Below are 15,133 nucleotides of genomic sequence, written 5' to 3' on the forward strand. Positions count from 1 at the left end.
CTTATGATTCGCTGAAACCTATTCCAGCTCTTGTGCACCAATCGCGCAAGGGGGCAAGCGTCTCGTGCTCCAAGGCAACCTGCAGGTAGGACAAGGTCCTCGGCATGTGCTTCATGTAATCGGGCTTTCCGTCGCGCCGCAGCAGGCGCACCCAGAGGCCCGCAAGCTTGCAGTTGCGTTGCGCCGACATGATTGCCCAGCTTTTCAGGAAGCTTTCGTCGTCGAAGCTACCCTGCGCGTGCCGGAGCGAAAGATAGTGGTCCATCAGCCGATCGAAGAGATCGCGCTCGATGGTAAGCCGGGCATCCTGAACGATGCAGGCAAGGTCATACGCCGTAGGCCCGATCATCGCGTCCTGGAAATCGATCATGCCGACCCGGCGTATGCCCGTTTCGCGCTCGCGCCAGATGATGTTCGGCGAATGGAAGTCGCGCAGCAGCAGGTTCTTTTCGGCGGCTTCGAGCTGGTCGATCAGGCCGTCCCAGATCGCGAGATATTCCTCTCGTTCCGCGTCGGTTGCCTCGCCTCGCTTCCAGGGCAAATGCCAGTCGAGCAGGAGGCGCGCCTCCATCTTCATCGCCGTACGATCGAAATCCGGAATGGAGTGGATATGACCCCCCGCAACCGGAATCTCGCGGGGAATCGATAGGGAATGGAGATGGGCGAGGCAGGTGACGCTCTCGACGTAACGTTCGCGGATCGGAAGGCCGCGAGCGTCGAGTATGCCCTCTGTTCCAAGATCTTCGATCAGCAGAAGACCCTGATCGTAGTCGACGTGATAAATTTCTGGAGTGGCAAACCCGTTTTCGCGAAGCACTGTGGCAAGCGCCACGAAAGGATAGGCATTCTCAGCGAGGTGGGCGACCTTGGGATAGGGCTTGCCGTCCAGCACCGGCGGTCCGTCCGGTCGTCGCGGCCAGTCCATCAGAATGACGCGATCGTTGCTCCCATGGGGATAAATGGCTTCATAGGCGCGCAACGACGCGTCGCCGGTCAGGTACCGCCGTTTTGCATCTCGATAGCCGCGTTCTTCCAGGAAGGTCCGGATCGATAGCACGCGGTCGATCCGCTCGGTCCTCTTGGAGGGCACTGTGATTGTCGCACGGCGGCCGTCGCCCTCGTGCTCCAGCCGCAGGGTGACGCGGTCGGTCGGAAGTTCTTCGTCCGCCATTTCCGGCCATTCGACGAGGCAGATGCCCGTTTGAAGCGCCTCTTCAAATCCCAGTTCCGTCAGTTCGCTGGCGTCGGCAAGACGATAGAGATCGAAATGCGAAACAGGAATGCGCAGATCATAGGATTGGACGAGTGTGAAGGTGGGACTCGGAACCTCGAGATTGTCGTCATCGGCCATGGCCCGCAGGAATGCGCGCGCGAACGACGATTTGCCGGCACCGAGATCGCCCGAAAGTGCGAGACAATCCCCCGCCTTCAGCGCCAGCGCGAGATCCTCGCCGAGTTTGATTGTGGCCGCGTCGTCCTCCAGGAAAAGCGAAATGGTATCGCCTGCAGTCATTCGGCTGCGACGGATTGCGGCAGATGAATGGAAGGTATTCTGCACGTGACTGTCGTTCCCCTGCCGGGCTGACTGTCGATCGAAACCTGGCCGTTATGCAGGCTGACGAAGCTTTCGACAATCGAAAGACCGAGCCCGGCACCGCTGCGCTTACCACCTTTGCCGCTGGAGGCGAAGCGGTTGAATACCGTCTTGATGATCTCTTCCGGGATGCCCGGTCCCCTGTCGGCGACGGTGAAGACGAAATCGGTGTCTTGGCGATGGCACTTCAGCGAAATCACGGAACCTTCCGGTGCGAAATTGGCGGCATTTGCAAGCAGTTTCAGGAGAATCTGCTTTAGACGCTGCTGGTCCGCAATGATAACGCCGAGATTTGCCGGCGCGACGATCTCCAATGTAACGCCGCTTTCCTGCAGCCTGTCCGCGATCTGCATCGCTACGTCATCGAGAAGATCGTCGAGCGCAATTTCGGAATAGTTGAGCCGCATGATACCGGCATCGACGGTCGCAAGGTCGAGGATGTCGTTGACGAGGGTGAGCAGCACCGAGGAGGAGGTGGAGATGTGGTCCAGATATTCCGCCTGGCGCTCGTTCAGGGGACCAACGCTGGGCGTCTTCAGGAGATCGGCGAAACCGATGATGTTCGTCAACGGGGAGCGCAGTTCGTAGGAGACATGCTGGACGAAGTCGTTCTTGAGCTCGTCCGCCTTGCGCAGCGCCTCGTTCTTTTCCGTCAGCGCCCGCTCGGCACGGACGCTATCCGTTATGTTGACGAATGTCAGCATAGTCTGTGCGTTCGGTAGCGGGATGACGGCATAGTCGAGCACAAGGCCGGAGAGAAGTTCGAGCGTACCCTGTGAGGAGGGGCGCTCATCGTCGAAACTCGTGATCTGCTCGGCGAAACGCTTCCAGCCGTCTGGCCGGTCGTAGGATTGTGCGCAGGCCTCGGCAAGCGTTCGGATATGCGTGCCAGGTTTTGCCTGCGCTTCGGTAATGGCCCACAATGCACGGAACGCCGGATTGGAGAGGCGAATACGGCCATCGGGACCGAAGACGGCAACGCCTTCCGAAAGATGATCGATGGTCTCTCCCTGAACCCTCACCAAGGTATTGTAGCGCGTTTCGAGATCGACCTGTTCGGTCAGGTTCTCGAAAACCCATGTGGCGCCTCCCTGCGGATGCGCTGTTGCGAAGACGCGCAGGGTCTGCCCGTTCGGCAGGTGCCAGAGGTCGGATTGGGTATCCAGCGAGCGATAGACCGATAGCGCATTTTCCTTCCAGGACTTCCAGTTGAGCTGTTCTGGAAGCTTATTGGCGGCGCGCAGGCGATCGAGCAGCTCGCTGTTGTCGGGCTTGCTCTCGAGAAAGCCGATGTCGAACTGCCAGAGAGCGACAAAGGCCTGATTGTAGAATTGGAGCCGGCGATCGCCATCGAAAATGGCGACAGGCGTGGCCAGGTGATCCAGCGTTTCGGCGTGGCTCTTGAGCGTACGTTCGAGTTCGGCGCGAACGGCTTCGACTTCCGAAATGTCGATCGCGATGCCGGCCGATCCGCTCGGAACCTTCACATCAACCACATCGAAGAAAATCCTGTTGCCGTGGACGACGGTCGATATCTTGTCATGGAATGGCGATTCAGGTGTTGCCGTGGCGCGGATGCGTTCACGTGCGACCGTCGTCAGGAATTCCCGTCCCTCCCGCACGGCCTGCTCCGAAGAAACAGATTCCACGGCCTCGCTGAAGGCGTGATTGACCCAGCTAAGCTTGCCGCTTGGATCGCGTTGCCAGACCGGAAGGTCGATAGCGTCGAGCAGACTTTGGAAAGCCGATATCGTCGTCATCAGCCGGTCGCGTTCGATCTTCAATTCGGCAAGTTCGGCCCTCAGATTGTTGAGCGCGACGAAACGGACGAAGGCTCGCCCGCCGGAAACACGCCCTTGTGCCTCCACAATCTCTTCACGATCGGTTTCGATCACCATGTCGAAACTCTGAGCGTTGGACCGCAACTGATCGATCGCCTTTTCCAGTTCGGAGGCGGCCCAAGGTTTCAGCCATCGGCCGAAGGCTAGGAAGTCATTGTTTTGCGGAGCACCGGTTTCGACGGGAAGCTGGCCAAGCAGCTCCGCTTTCGCATTGGGTCCGTCCCAGACGACGATCCTGCGGTTCTTGTCCGCGATCAACGCCTGATATTGCGAAATGCGCTGGTTGGCGTCCGAAAGGGCGCTGCGGATTTCCCTGCTTTCAGTTTCGAGATTGCCGCGCTGGCGGATCAACCAGATGGTTGAGAGCAGAGCCGCGGAAATCACACCGACAACGGCGGCGGAGGCAATCATGCCGGAAGACGTGAAAAGTTGCGCGGCCGTCGATCCCGGAAGTTGCGACTGCGCGAAAGCAGAAGGCGCTATTGCGCCAATGGCCGTCCCGGCTGCGCATAGCTGCAGCAGGCGGGCCAAGGGCCGTGCCTTGCGGGCGTTGCTGCGCGACGTCCACCGCAAAAGGTCTCTGCTTTTCCGGCCCCGCCGAGACATAGCGAAAGCGCATGAGGGCGCTCCCACCTGCTCGGCCGGGCTGTCCTTCATTTCCGACATACGCGGTCTGTCTCCGTCCTTATGTGCCGCATCTCGACAAGACATCCCATTTTCGATGGCTCCGGGCCAGCCGTGCGCCACGAATCAAGTCTTAAAACAATACTGCCTAAGGGAATCGCCGGGAAGGGAGGCGGCCAAAAAATAAGCCGCGACATTTGTCAATGTCGCGGCCACAAGATATTGTGGATATAGAAGGTAGAATTAGTACCTGTAGTGGTCTGACTTGAACGGACCGCGCGGAGTTACACCGATATAGGAAGCCTGTTCCTCCGAAAGTTCCGTAAGCTTCACACCGAGCTTGTCGAGATGCAGACGGGCGACCTTCTCGTCGAGGTGCTTCGGCAGCACGTAAACCTGGTTCTTGTAGGCCTCGGGCTTGGTGAAAAGCTCGATCTGGGCGAGAACCTGGTTGGTGAAGGAGGCCGACATCACGAAGGAGGGGTGGCCGGTCGCGTTGCCGAGGTTCAGAAGGCGACCTTCCGACAGCAGGATGATGCGGTTGCCCTTGGCGAACTCGACCATGTCGACCTGCGGCTTGATGTTCGTCCACTTGAGATTGCGCAGGGCGGCGACCTGGATTTCATTGTCGAAGTGGCCGATGTTGCCGACGATCGCCATATCCTTCATCTCGCGCATATGGTCGATGCGGATGACGTCCTTGTTTCCGGTCGTGGTGATGAAGATATCGGCGGAAGAGACGACGTCTTCGAGCTGCACGACCTCGTAACCGTCCATGGCCGCCTGAAGTGCGCAGATCGGGTCGACCTCGGTGACCTTGACGCGGGCGCCAGCGCCGCGCAGCGATGCGGACGAACCCTTGCCGACGTCGCCATAGCCGCAGACGACCGCGACCTTGCCGGCCATCATCACGTCGGTCGCGCGTCGGATGCCGTCGACCAGCGACTCCTTGCAGCCGTACTTGTTGTCGAACTTAGACTTGGTGACGGAATCATTGACGTTGATGGCGGGGAAGGGCAGCAGACCCTTCTGGCTGAGCTGATAGAGGCGATTGACGCCTGTCGTGGTTTCTTCAGTGACGCCCTTGATTGCCTCGCGCTGCTTGGTGAACCAGCCCGGAGATGCCTTGAGGCGCTTCTTGATTTGCGCGAAGAGGATTTCCTCCTCTTCCGAGTGCGGGTTGGAGAGCACGTCCTCGCCGGCTTCGGCACGAGCGCCGAGCAGGATGTACATGGTGGCATCACCGCCGTCATCGAGGATCATGTTCGAGAAACCGCCATCGGCCCACTGGAAGATCTTGTCCGTATAAGCCCAATAGTCGTCCAGGCTCTCGCCCTTGACCGCAAAGACCGGAACGCCCGAAGCGGCGATCGCGGCGGCAGCATGGTCCTGCGTCGAAAAGATGTTGCAGGATGCCCAACGAACCTGTGCACCGAGCGCAACCAGCGTTTCGATCAGCACAGCAGTCTGAATAGTCATGTGAAGCGAGCCGGTGATGCGCGCACCCTTGAGCGGCTGCCGTTCGCCGAATTCGGCACGGCAGGCCATAAGGCCCGGCATTTCGGTTTCGGCGATCGAAATTTCCTTGCGGCCAAAATCCGCAAGACCGATGTCGGCGACGACGTAGTCCTTTTCAGTGCTCATGAGAGTCTCCAGGCTGGCAGGCACTGCAGTCCCGGTGGCAGGCGCCGCCTCCGGTGTGCAGCAGGGAATTCCGCGCGGAGGCACGGACGCGATGATGCCGTGTAGCAGGCTTCAGCGTGGAAAGCAATAAGGATATAAAGAAGTCTTTATATGTTTATATGACCTGCAGTCACATCTCTTCGCCGAATTTGTCCTGAACCAGTCTGTCCAGCGCATTCAGCGCATCTGCGGCCTGATTGCCGCTTGCCGTGACGAGGACCGTGCAGCCGGGGCTGGCGGCAAGCATCATGAGACCCATGATGGAATTTCCGCCAACGGTCATGCCATCCTTGGAAACCGTGACAGTGGCATCGAAGGTCTCGACCATCTGCACGAATTTTGCCGAGGCGCGAGCATGGAGGCCGCGCTTGTTGATAATCAAAAGTTCCCGGGAAAGCGATGTCATGGGCGGGATGCCAGTCTCATCATTTGCCGCTCAGGACGCGGCTGGCCACGTTGATGTATTTCCGCCCGGCTTCGGAAGCCTCGACCAGCGCCTTTTCCATATTGTTCTCGCCGCGAACCCCGGCAAGTTTGATCAGCATCGGGAGATTGACGCCGGCTATGACTTCCGTATGACCGCTGTTCATGACCGATATGGCCAGATTGGATGGTGTTCCGCCGAACATATCCGTGAGAATGATCACACCGTGACCATCGTCCGCCCCGGATACCGCTTCCAGGATGTCCTGGCGCCGCTGATCCATGTCATCTTCCGGGCCGATGGATACCGTTTCGATGTATTTCTGAGGCCCAACGACGTGTTCCACCGCATGACGAAACTCTTCAGCCAGCTTGCCATGAGTGACAAGCACAAGTCCGATCATGATTTTATTGCTCCCATCGCATACGCAAACAGGTGGCCCCTTATCGCAATGCAGCAATCGCGTCCACCGGTGGGGGGACATCTTGGCGATGAAAAGGCGAAGTGCAAGACAAAAATGTGCAAACCGAGCGTCTGCGGGGCCGGAGGTTGAATAGATTTCATTTCAGATCAATTTTCGCCCTTATTAAGGCGAACGCATTCGACGCCGTTGCCGGCACCCGGATCACAGGCAGGGAAATCCCGGGCGAAAGGTCAATCTGATCCTCCTCGGGAGGAAGACGTCCAGCCCCGGAAAGGTCGGCGTTCATGACGGCAAAATGCATGAGCGCGGGCGAGATATGTGCAAGTCTGACGATGCCGGTGCCGCGCAGCTCGAGCATGCCGGCAATTGCCGGCGGACATTCTGCAATCACCCGGCCGCTAGCAAGGGAGAGAAACACCTGGTCGTCGGCGACGAGCGCCGAAAACAGGCCCTGCGTCTGCGCGTCGGTGATGCAAGAGTAGGCGAGCGATGATTTTCCCGTTCCGGAGGCCCCGACGAAAAGCAATCCTGTCGTGCCGACGACGATCGCCGTCCCATGGACATTGTGGGCGCCGGCCGTCATGCGATGACTTCGGCAGGAAGGGACAGGATGAAACGTGCGCCCTTTACCGCGCCGCTTTCGATGTCGACAATATTCTCGGCCCGCAGCGAACCGCCATGGGCTTCGGCTATCTGGCGGCTGATTGAGAGGCCAAGGCCGGAATTCTGCCCGAAACCCTCCGCTTCGGGCCGGTCGGTATAAAAGCGTTCGAAGATGCGGTCGATATTTTCTGCCTGGATGCCCGGCCCATTGTCTTCCACATAGGCGACGCAGCGTGTCCGCGTCCGCACCAGCCTGACCGTGATCCTGCCGCTCTCCTCGGGCACGAAGGAGCGTGCATTCTCGATCAGATTGGCAACGATCTGGCCGATGCGCAGGTCGTGACCATTGACCACGAACCTCGTCTTGATGCCCGGCTTGCGATCCACAACGTAATCGATCTCCACCTGCTTCTTCTTGTTGCGGATCTGCCGCGAGACGTCGATGAGATCGCGCAGGAATATCTCAAGGTCGACTGGTCTGGCATCGGAACGGGCAAGCTCGGCATCGAGCCGCGAGGCGTCTGAAATATCGCTGATCAGCCGGTCGAGGCGGCGTACGTCATGCTGGATGACATCCATCAGCCGCTTCTTGGAATCGTCCGTCTTGGCAAGCGGCAGCGTCTCGACGGCGCTGCGCAGCGAAGTCAACGGGTTCTTCAGCTCATGGCTGACATCGGCGGCGAAGCTCTCGATTGCGTCAATACGGTCGTAGAGCGCCGTCGTCATCTCGCGAAGCGCGATGGAAAGATTGCCGATCTCATCCTGGCGATAGGAAAAGTCCGGGATCTCCTCGCGCTCCTTGGCGCCGCGGCGAACACGGATGGCGGCCGCCGAGAGCCGCCGTAGCGGATTGGCGATCGTCGACGACAGAAGCAGCGAAAGCACGACATTGACGAGGGTGGCGACGCCGAAGACCCGCATGATGGCAAGGCGCTCGGCATGAACGATCTTGTCGATGTCGCCTGCCTGAGTGGAAAGGAGAAGCACGCCGAGCACGGCGCGGAAGCGCTGGATCGGCACGGCCACTGAGACGATCAGCTCGCCTCGTTCCGTCGTCCGCACGACGGCGCCGCGCACGCCTGTCAATGCGTTCATCACTTCCGGATAGATGGAGCCGTCCCCGCCTGGCGCTTCCTTGTAGACCGGTAGATTGCCGGGCTGGAGCATCTTGTTGAACAGAGTGGTGAACCAGTCGCTCCAGCTTTCGCTCGCATTCTCGACCGGGGGCAGGTCGAACCGCAGGACTTGGCCGCGCGAATAGAGATGGCGAGAATCGAGCAATAGATTGGCATCGGCATCGAAGATGCGTGCGCGCGTTCGCGTCGGCGATATCAGGCGCCTGAGGACCGGGGCCACCTTTTCCGGATCGATCGGAAATTCGAGGTCTTCGTCGTTCGGAACAGGCGTGATGCTTTGGCCCGCTTGAAGCTCGAGCAGTTTCTGCGGATCGATCGTGATGGAATTGGTATCGACGGAGGCCGAAGCCGAAACCGCACCAGCGATGATCTCACCCTGGGTCAGAAGGCTTTCGACGCGCGCGTCGATCAGACCTTCGCGAAACTGATTGAGATAGAGGATGCCTCCGACGAGCACGACCAGCGCGGCAAGATTGAAAAAGAGAATGCGCCGCGTCAGGCTCGAAAAGACGGCATTGCCAAATATTCGGCGGATGAGGGTGAAAGGATGGGACCAGCGTCTCCTGGCGACGCGACGGCCACTTTGGCCTTCCGTCTCCTCTATATCCCGTTCCTGCACCAATTGTGCCAATTGTCGGCCCTTTCGGAGGGCAAGCCAACGGATCCCGTCGAAATGCCCTCAATCTTTCTGCTTGTGCCGCCTGCAGCGCCATGCGTCTTGTAGACGCACAAAGGTCGCTGTAACGCTTTGAATCGCTGCATGGTTTTTACCCTTAAATCAGCTCCGATTTAAGGAAACATGCAGTGGTCTGGCGTTTGGTCAAGCTGCCTCGCGGAAGCGGTAGCCCACTCCGTAGAGCGTTTCAATCATATCAAAGTCGGTGTCGACCATTTTGAATTTCTTGCGCAGCCGTTTGATGTGGCTGTCGATGGTACGATCGTCGACATAGACCTGTTCGTCATAGGCCGCATCCATCAATGCGTCGCGGCTTTTGACGACGCCAGGACGTTGGGCAAGCGAATGAAGAATGAGGAACTCGGTAACCGTCAGCGTCACCGGCTCGCCCTTCCATGTGCAGGTATGCCGCTCCTGGTCCATGACGAGCTGGCCGCGCTCGAGGGAGCGGGCCTGTTGCGCGGCTCCAGGTTTCTGTCCGACAGCACCCACGACCGCACCGGGCTCGCGGCTCGACGCCCGCCGCAGCACGGCCTTCACACGCTCGACCAGCAGCCGTTGCGAGAAAGGCTTGGTGATAAAATCGTCGGCGCCCATTTTCAGGCCGAAGAGCTCGTCGATTTCCTCGTCCTTCGACGTCAGGAAGATGACCGGAAGATCCGATTTCTGCCTGAGGCGGCGCAGAAGCTCCATTCCATCCATCCGCGGCATCTTGATATCAAATATCGCAAGCTGTGGCGGACGGGCCAGCAAACCGTCGAGCGCTGATGCACCATCCGTGTAGGTTTCGACTTTATATCCTTCTGCTTCCAGAGCAATCGACACGGAAGTGAGGATATTGCGGTCGTCGTCAACGAGCGCGATTGTCAGCATGTTCGTCTCCGTCATCAATGCGCATCTCCCGGAAATGGAATCCAGCCCAAATCGGTCGGCGATAGCCAAGCGCGCTTATCGGGATAAAGGTGGAACAAATTGTGGCAAAGATAAAGGGGCCGATTGCCGCAAGCTGAAAGATATAACTTTTAGTTGTGCGACATTTTGAACAGAACGCAACGGTTCAAACGATTTAAAAAGAGCGAAAAAGATTTAAATCGATTAATTAATTGATATCATTATATTTTCGCCATAGGGATACTTGTCTTTTTAAAAACCTGCCTCTAATTTCTTGGCTAGTTTAACCCGGCAATACGCCCAGCGAAGGAAGTAAACCCATGCAGGAGTTCGGAGTCCATAACCCGGCCATTGGGCTGGCGATGATCGGATTGGATGGAGCGCAGAGCGTTTTTTATAACTTTTCCGAGGCCCGGCTTTATGAAGAAGCGATTCGCCGGCAAGAAGCGGAACTGACCGCCCATGGCGCCCTGCGGGCCCTGACCGGCCAGCATACGGGTCGTTCTCCCAGGGACAAGTTCGTCGTCCGCGACGAAAATACCGATCCCGAAATCTGGTGGGACAACAACAAGCCGATGTCGCCGGAACATTTCGCCATTCTGCATGAGGACATGTTGGCCCATGCGAAAGGCATGTCGCTCTTTGTCCAGGATCTGATCGGCGGCGCGGATCTCGAATACGAGCTGCCGACGCGTGTTGTGACCGAATATGCATGGCACTCGCTCTTCATTCGGAACCTGCTCATCCGTCCTGAGCATTCCGAGCTCGCCACCTTCGCTCCGAAGCTGACCATCATCGACCTGCCGAGCTTCCGCGCCGATCCCGATCGACATGGCTGCCGGACCGAAACAGTGATCGCCTGCGACCTCACCAAGGGGCTCGTGCTGATCGGCGGCACGTCCTATGCCGGCGAGATGAAGAAATCTGTCTTCACCGTGCTAAATTACCTGCTGCCGGCAAAAGGTGTCATGCCGATGCACTGCTCGGCCAATGTCGGTCCGGCAGGTGATGCGGCGATCTTCTTCGGCCTCTCGGGCACCGGCAAGACCACCCTGTCGGCCGATCCCGCCCGCACGCTGATTGGCGATGACGAACACGGCTGGGGAGAAAACGGCATCTTCAATTTCGAAGGTGGTTGCTATGCCAAGACCATCCGCCTGTCGGCCGAGGCCGAGCCCGAAATCTATGCGACGACGCAGCGCTTTGGCACGGTCCTGGAAAATGTGGTGCTTGATGAGCATCGCGAACCCGACTTCGACGACGGGTCGCTGACCGAAAACACCCGTTGCGCCTATCCGCTGCACTTCATCCCGAATGCGTCTGAAAGTGGTCTCGCTGGCCATCCGAACACGATCATCATGCTGACGGCCGATGCCTTCGGCGTCATGCCGCCGATCGCCCGTCTGACGCCGGAGCAGGCAATGTATCATTTCCTCTCGGGCTACACCGCAAAGGTCGCCGGCACGGAAAAAGGCGTGACCGAACCGGAAGCAACCTTCTCGACCTGCTTCGGGGCTCCCTTCATGCCGCGTCACCCGACCGAATATGGCAATCTGCTGAAGGACCTGATTGCACGTCATGGTGTCGAGTGCTGGCTGGTCAACACCGGCTGGACTGGAGGCGCTTACGGCACCGGCCACCGCATGCCGATCAAGGTGACGCGGGCACTGCTCACGGCGGCTCTCAAGGGAGAATTGACCAAGGCGGAATTCCGCACAGATCCGAATTTCGGCTTTGCGGTCCCGGTGGCTGTCGAAGGTATCGACACGCGCATTCTCGATCCGCGTTCGACCTGGGCGGACGGCCCTGCCTATGATGCGCAGGCGAAAAAGCTGGTATCAATGTTCATCGGCAATTTCGCCAAGTTCGAAGACCATGTCGACGGCGGTGTGCTTGATGCTGCGCCCGGTGGACGCGTCGCCGCCGAATAAGCGAACGTCCCCGACGATTCACGTGAAACCGGGCGGAGCCATCCGCCCGGTTTCACTTTTTAAACGGCCGATATTTTCTTGGACCCGGCTATGTGAGATAGAACGCCACATGCCAAGCGACGCTCTTATCATCAATGATCGGATCACTATTGCCGGATGGGAACTGACGGAGCAATTCGTCTTGGCCGGAGGTCCCGGCGGGCAGAACGTCAACAAGGTTTCGACGGCGGTCCAGCTCTTCTTCAATATTCTGAACTCGCCGTCATTGGACGAGCGCGTGAAGGGTAACGCTATGAGGCTCGCTGGCCGGCGTGTCTCCAAGGACGGCGTGCTGATGATCGAGGCCAATCGCTTTCGCAGCCAGGATCGAAATCGAGAGGACGCCCGGGAGCGGCTGAAGGAACTCATCCTCAAGGCCGCCGAGCCGCCTCCGCCGCCGCGCCGCAAGACGAAACCCACAAAAGGATCGATCGAACGCCGTCTCAAGGAGAAATCCGGCCGGTCGGAAGTCAAGAAGATGCGCGCTCGCCCGCAAAACGCCTAGCAATTCCAGGAAAAGTGCGAAGCGGTTTTCCGTTCGGAATTGCGTAAGAATAAAAGGCTAGCGGGATACCGGAAAGTGTGGGGTTTTCGGGTGACATCCGGCTCCGCCCCTAGCGTGTAATTTTCGCCGCCTACATCTTGCTTTTTCGCCTTCGCGCACTCCTTTAGCCTTGGAGAGTCATCGCAAGGGAGAGGATCATGGGACTGTTCAGCTTCATCAAGGAAGCCGGAAAAAAGCTTGGCATCGGTGGTAATGATCAACCCGACGCCGAATCCGTCAAGAACGAACTCGATTCGCATGCGCTCGGCACCGACAAGGTGAATGTCGAGGTCGCGGGTGACAAGGTAGTGCTGAAGGGAGAGGTCAAGGACCAGGCAGCCTTCGAAAAGGCCGTTGTCGCTGTCGGCAACACCCTTGGGATAGCCAAGGTCGAAGCCGGTGAATTGAAGGTTGCCGCAGCCCCCGCAAAGGACCCCGTCTTCTATACCGTGAAGAAAGGCGATAATCTCTGGAAGATTGCCGAGGCGCAGTATGGTAAAGGCAAAGGCGCGAAAAACACGGTGATTTTCGAGGCCAACAAGCCGATGCTCACCCATCCGGACAAGATCTATCCGGGGCAGGTTCTGAGGATTCCGCCGCTGGATCAGGCTTGATCCGATCCGGGCATTCCGGTCTCGCGCCTACTGCATGTCGCGCAAAAGTGTGCGGCGGTTTTGCGGAACGACATGCATGAAACAAACTAAAGCCTGTCGCGTGAATCTCTTTTCGCTCGACAGGCTTTAGGCGACAGGAGCGAATGTCCTAAGTGGCAACACTACCGAACGGGGTAAAACATCTTCCCGGCTTTCTTGACCGTCAGCAGCAGGAAAGCCTGATCGAATCGGTACGCGCTATCGTGGCGGAAGCGCCGCTCTTCACGCCGGCCATGCCGCGCACCGGCAAACCCATGTCGGTGCGCATGACGAATTGCGGCCCGCTCGGCTGGGTGACCGACAAGGAGCGCGGCTATCGATATCAGCCGACTCATCCCGTTAGCGGCAGGCCATGGCCGAGAATGCCGCAAGCGCTTCTGGATATCTGGGATGAGGTGTCGAGATACGGCAAGCCTCCCGAAGCCTGCCTCGTCAACTTCTATGCCGACGATGCCCGCATGAGCCTGCATCAGGATCGCGATGAACAGGATTTCGATGCGCCGGTGGTTTCGATCTCGCTCGGCAACAGCTGCCTCTTTCGTGTCGGCGGCGAGAGCCGAAACGATCGCACGCTATCCTTCAAGCTTTCGAGCGGCGATCTTGTCATCCTCGGTGCTGAAGGCAGGCTCTGCTTTCACGGCGTCGACCGCATTTATCCGGCGACCTCTACTCTTCTCAGAAAGGGAGGCCGCATCAATCTGACGCTTAGGCGCGTTTCGAAATGAAAAAACAATAGCGCGCTATAGTTTTCTAAGAGCGACCTGCTCGATGAGGTGCTGCTTGCCCTTCTGCAGGATGAGATCGGCGCGCGGCCGGGTCGGCAGGATGTTTTGGCGCAGGTTCTTGAGGTTGATATTCTTCCACAGGCCTTCGGCTGTCGCCAGCGCTTCGTCCTCGGTGATCGAGGCGTAACGGTGGAAATAGGAGTTGGGATCACGGAAGGCGGTCTCCCGCAGCTTCATGAAGCGTCCCACATACCAGTTGTGGATCAGATGCTCGTCGGCATCGATATAGATCGAGAAATCGAAGAAATCGGATACCATCGGCACGATTTTCCCGTCCGCCGGAAGGTGGCGCGACTGCAGAACGTTGATGCCCTCGAAGATCAGGATGTCCGGCCGGTCGACGATTCGGTACTCGTTCGGAAGCACGTCGTAGACGAGGTGCGAATAGCATGGCGCCTTGACGTTTGGCTGGCCCGCCTTGATCGCAGATAGAAAGCGCAAAAGGGCTGCGGTGTCATAGCTCTCCGGAAAGCCCTTGCGCTGCATCAGATTGCGGCGCTGCAGCTCGGCATTCGGGTAAAGGAAGCCGTCGGTGGTGATCAGGTCCACTTTCGGGCTCGACGGCCAGCGCCCCAGCAGTTCCTTCAAAATACGCGCTGTGGTGGACTTGCCCACGGCGACCGAGCCCGCAATGCCTATCACGAAAGGGGTCTTGGCGACATCGGAGAGGCTGAGGAAGCGATTGCGTTGCTCGAAAAGGATCTGCGAGGATTCCACATGCGAGGAAAGCAGGCGCGACAGCGAAAGATAAATGCGCCGGACCTCGTTGAGATCGATCGGATCGCCCATGGAGCGCAATCTCGTCACCTCGTCGGCCGTCAGCGTCAGCGGCGTGTCGGCGCGGAATTTCGCCCATTCCTCGGAAGTAAAGAAGTGATATGGCGAATAGGCATTCGCCTGGATGTGATCAAGCGCTTCGGAAGCGCCAAGGGTTTGCGTCGCTATGGTCATCAACTCTGCCGGCTGGCCTTTTCTTTGAGGCCTGATTGCGCAGTGCGGCGTTCAAGCTCGTCCATGACATTGTGCAACGGCACGCCCGCAATCTTCAATACGACAATCAGGTGATAAAGGAGGTCGGCAGCTTCGTAAATCAGGTTATCCCGGTCGTTCATGACCGCGGCCATGACGGCTTCAACCGCTTCCTCGCCAAGCTTCTTTGCCGCTTTCGGCTGGCCGGCCGCAACAAGTTTCGCCGTCCAGGATTCATCGGGAGATGCCTTGGCCCGTTCTGCGATGATCTTTTCGAGATCGGAAAGGGAAAATTCGCTCATCTCATGTCTTCCGA

At 58.4% G+C, this 15,133-nt stretch carries 14 protein-coding genes; 4 read left to right on the forward strand and 10 right to left on the reverse strand.

Annotation, left to right across the window (positions count from 1 at the left end):
• Position 1: 1 nt before the first annotated feature.
• The 8 genes from tsaE to AAE029_RS23215 all read right to left on the reverse strand — a co-directional run bounded on the left by tsaE (position 2) and on the right by AAE029_RS23215 (position 9,878).
• Entirely contained in the window at positions 2-1,513 is a 1,512-nt protein-coding gene (tsaE, locus tag AAE029_RS23180; protein WP_371075245.1) for a tRNA (adenosine(37)-N6)-threonylcarbamoyltransferase complex ATPase subunit type 1 TsaE, read from the reverse strand.
• On the reverse strand, positions 1,510-4,146 hold the full coding sequence (locus AAE029_RS23185) for an ATP-binding protein (RefSeq protein WP_371075246.1): 2,637 nt from the start codon (positions 4,144-4,146) through the stop codon (positions 1,510-1,512). The genes tsaE and AAE029_RS23185 overlap by 4 nt, the downstream gene beginning before the upstream one ends.
• Positions 4,147-4,302: 156 nt before the next feature.
• Complete coding sequence (gene ahcY, locus AAE029_RS23190) at positions 4,303-5,703, reverse strand: adenosylhomocysteinase (protein WP_371075247.1); 1,401 nt, start codon at positions 5,701-5,703, stop codon at positions 4,303-4,305.
• Between the two features lie 169 nt (positions 5,704-5,872).
• Complete coding sequence (locus AAE029_RS23195) at positions 5,873-6,148, reverse strand: HPr family phosphocarrier protein (RefSeq protein ID WP_371075248.1); 276 nt, start codon at positions 6,146-6,148, stop codon at positions 5,873-5,875.
• Positions 6,149-6,167: 19 nt separating this feature from the next.
• Positions 6,168-6,569 (reverse strand): PTS sugar transporter subunit IIA, encoded by a 402-nt coding sequence (locus tag AAE029_RS23200; RefSeq protein ID WP_371075249.1) that lies wholly within the window; start codon positions 6,567-6,569, stop codon positions 6,168-6,170.
• Between the two features lie 157 nt (positions 6,570-6,726).
• Positions 6,727-7,173, reverse strand: coding sequence for an HPr kinase/phosphorylase (locus tag AAE029_RS23205; RefSeq protein WP_371075250.1), 447 nt, complete (start codon positions 7,171-7,173; stop codon positions 6,727-6,729).
• A complete protein-coding gene (locus tag AAE029_RS23210; RefSeq protein ID WP_371075285.1) occupies positions 7,170-8,951 on the reverse strand; it encodes a stimulus-sensing domain-containing protein in 1,782 nt (593 codons plus the stop codon). The genes AAE029_RS23205 and AAE029_RS23210 overlap by 4 nt, the downstream gene beginning before the upstream one ends.
• Positions 8,952-9,149: 198 nt before the next feature.
• On the reverse strand, positions 9,150-9,878 hold the full coding sequence (locus AAE029_RS23215) for a response regulator transcription factor (protein WP_371075286.1): 729 nt from the start codon (positions 9,876-9,878) through the stop codon (positions 9,150-9,152).
• 338 nt (positions 9,879-10,216) lie between these two features.
• Between AAE029_RS23215 and AAE029_RS23220 the strand changes: the two genes are divergently transcribed.
• The 4 genes from AAE029_RS23220 to AAE029_RS23235 all read left to right on the forward strand — a co-directional run bounded on the left by AAE029_RS23220 (position 10,217) and on the right by AAE029_RS23235 (position 13,788).
• Positions 10,217-11,827 (forward strand): phosphoenolpyruvate carboxykinase, encoded by a 1,611-nt coding sequence (locus tag AAE029_RS23220; protein ID WP_371075251.1) that lies wholly within the window; start codon positions 10,217-10,219, stop codon positions 11,825-11,827.
• A gap of 109 nt (positions 11,828-11,936) precedes the next feature.
• Complete coding sequence (gene arfB, locus AAE029_RS23225) at positions 11,937-12,371, forward strand: alternative ribosome rescue aminoacyl-tRNA hydrolase ArfB (protein ID WP_371075252.1); 435 nt, start codon at positions 11,937-11,939, stop codon at positions 12,369-12,371.
• Positions 12,372-12,568: 197 nt separating this feature from the next.
• Complete coding sequence (gene lysM / locus AAE029_RS23230) at positions 12,569-13,024, forward strand: peptidoglycan-binding protein LysM (protein WP_371075253.1); 456 nt, start codon at positions 12,569-12,571, stop codon at positions 13,022-13,024.
• A gap of 152 nt (positions 13,025-13,176) precedes the next feature.
• Positions 13,177-13,788, forward strand: coding sequence for an alpha-ketoglutarate-dependent dioxygenase AlkB (locus tag AAE029_RS23235; protein ID WP_371075254.1), 612 nt, complete (start codon positions 13,177-13,179; stop codon positions 13,786-13,788).
• Between the two features lie 15 nt (positions 13,789-13,803).
• On the opposite strand, the gene coaA is transcribed toward AAE029_RS23235, so the two are convergent.
• A complete protein-coding gene (coaA, locus tag AAE029_RS23240) occupies positions 13,804-14,799 on the reverse strand; it encodes a type I pantothenate kinase (protein WP_371075255.1) in 996 nt (331 codons plus the stop codon).
• The gene (locus AAE029_RS23245) at positions 14,799-15,119 is read right to left on the reverse strand and encodes a phosphoribosyl-ATP diphosphatase (RefSeq protein WP_371075256.1); all 321 of its coding nucleotides are present in this window, start codon (positions 15,117-15,119) and stop codon (positions 14,799-14,801) included. The genes coaA and AAE029_RS23245 overlap by 1 nt, the downstream gene beginning before the upstream one ends.
• Positions 15,120-15,133: the final 14 nt, after the last annotated feature.

Origin of the sequence: Sinorhizobium sp. CB7, assembly GCF_041357635.1 — a bacterium.
Taxonomy (GTDB): Bacteria; Pseudomonadota; Alphaproteobacteria; order Rhizobiales; family Rhizobiaceae; genus Rhizobium.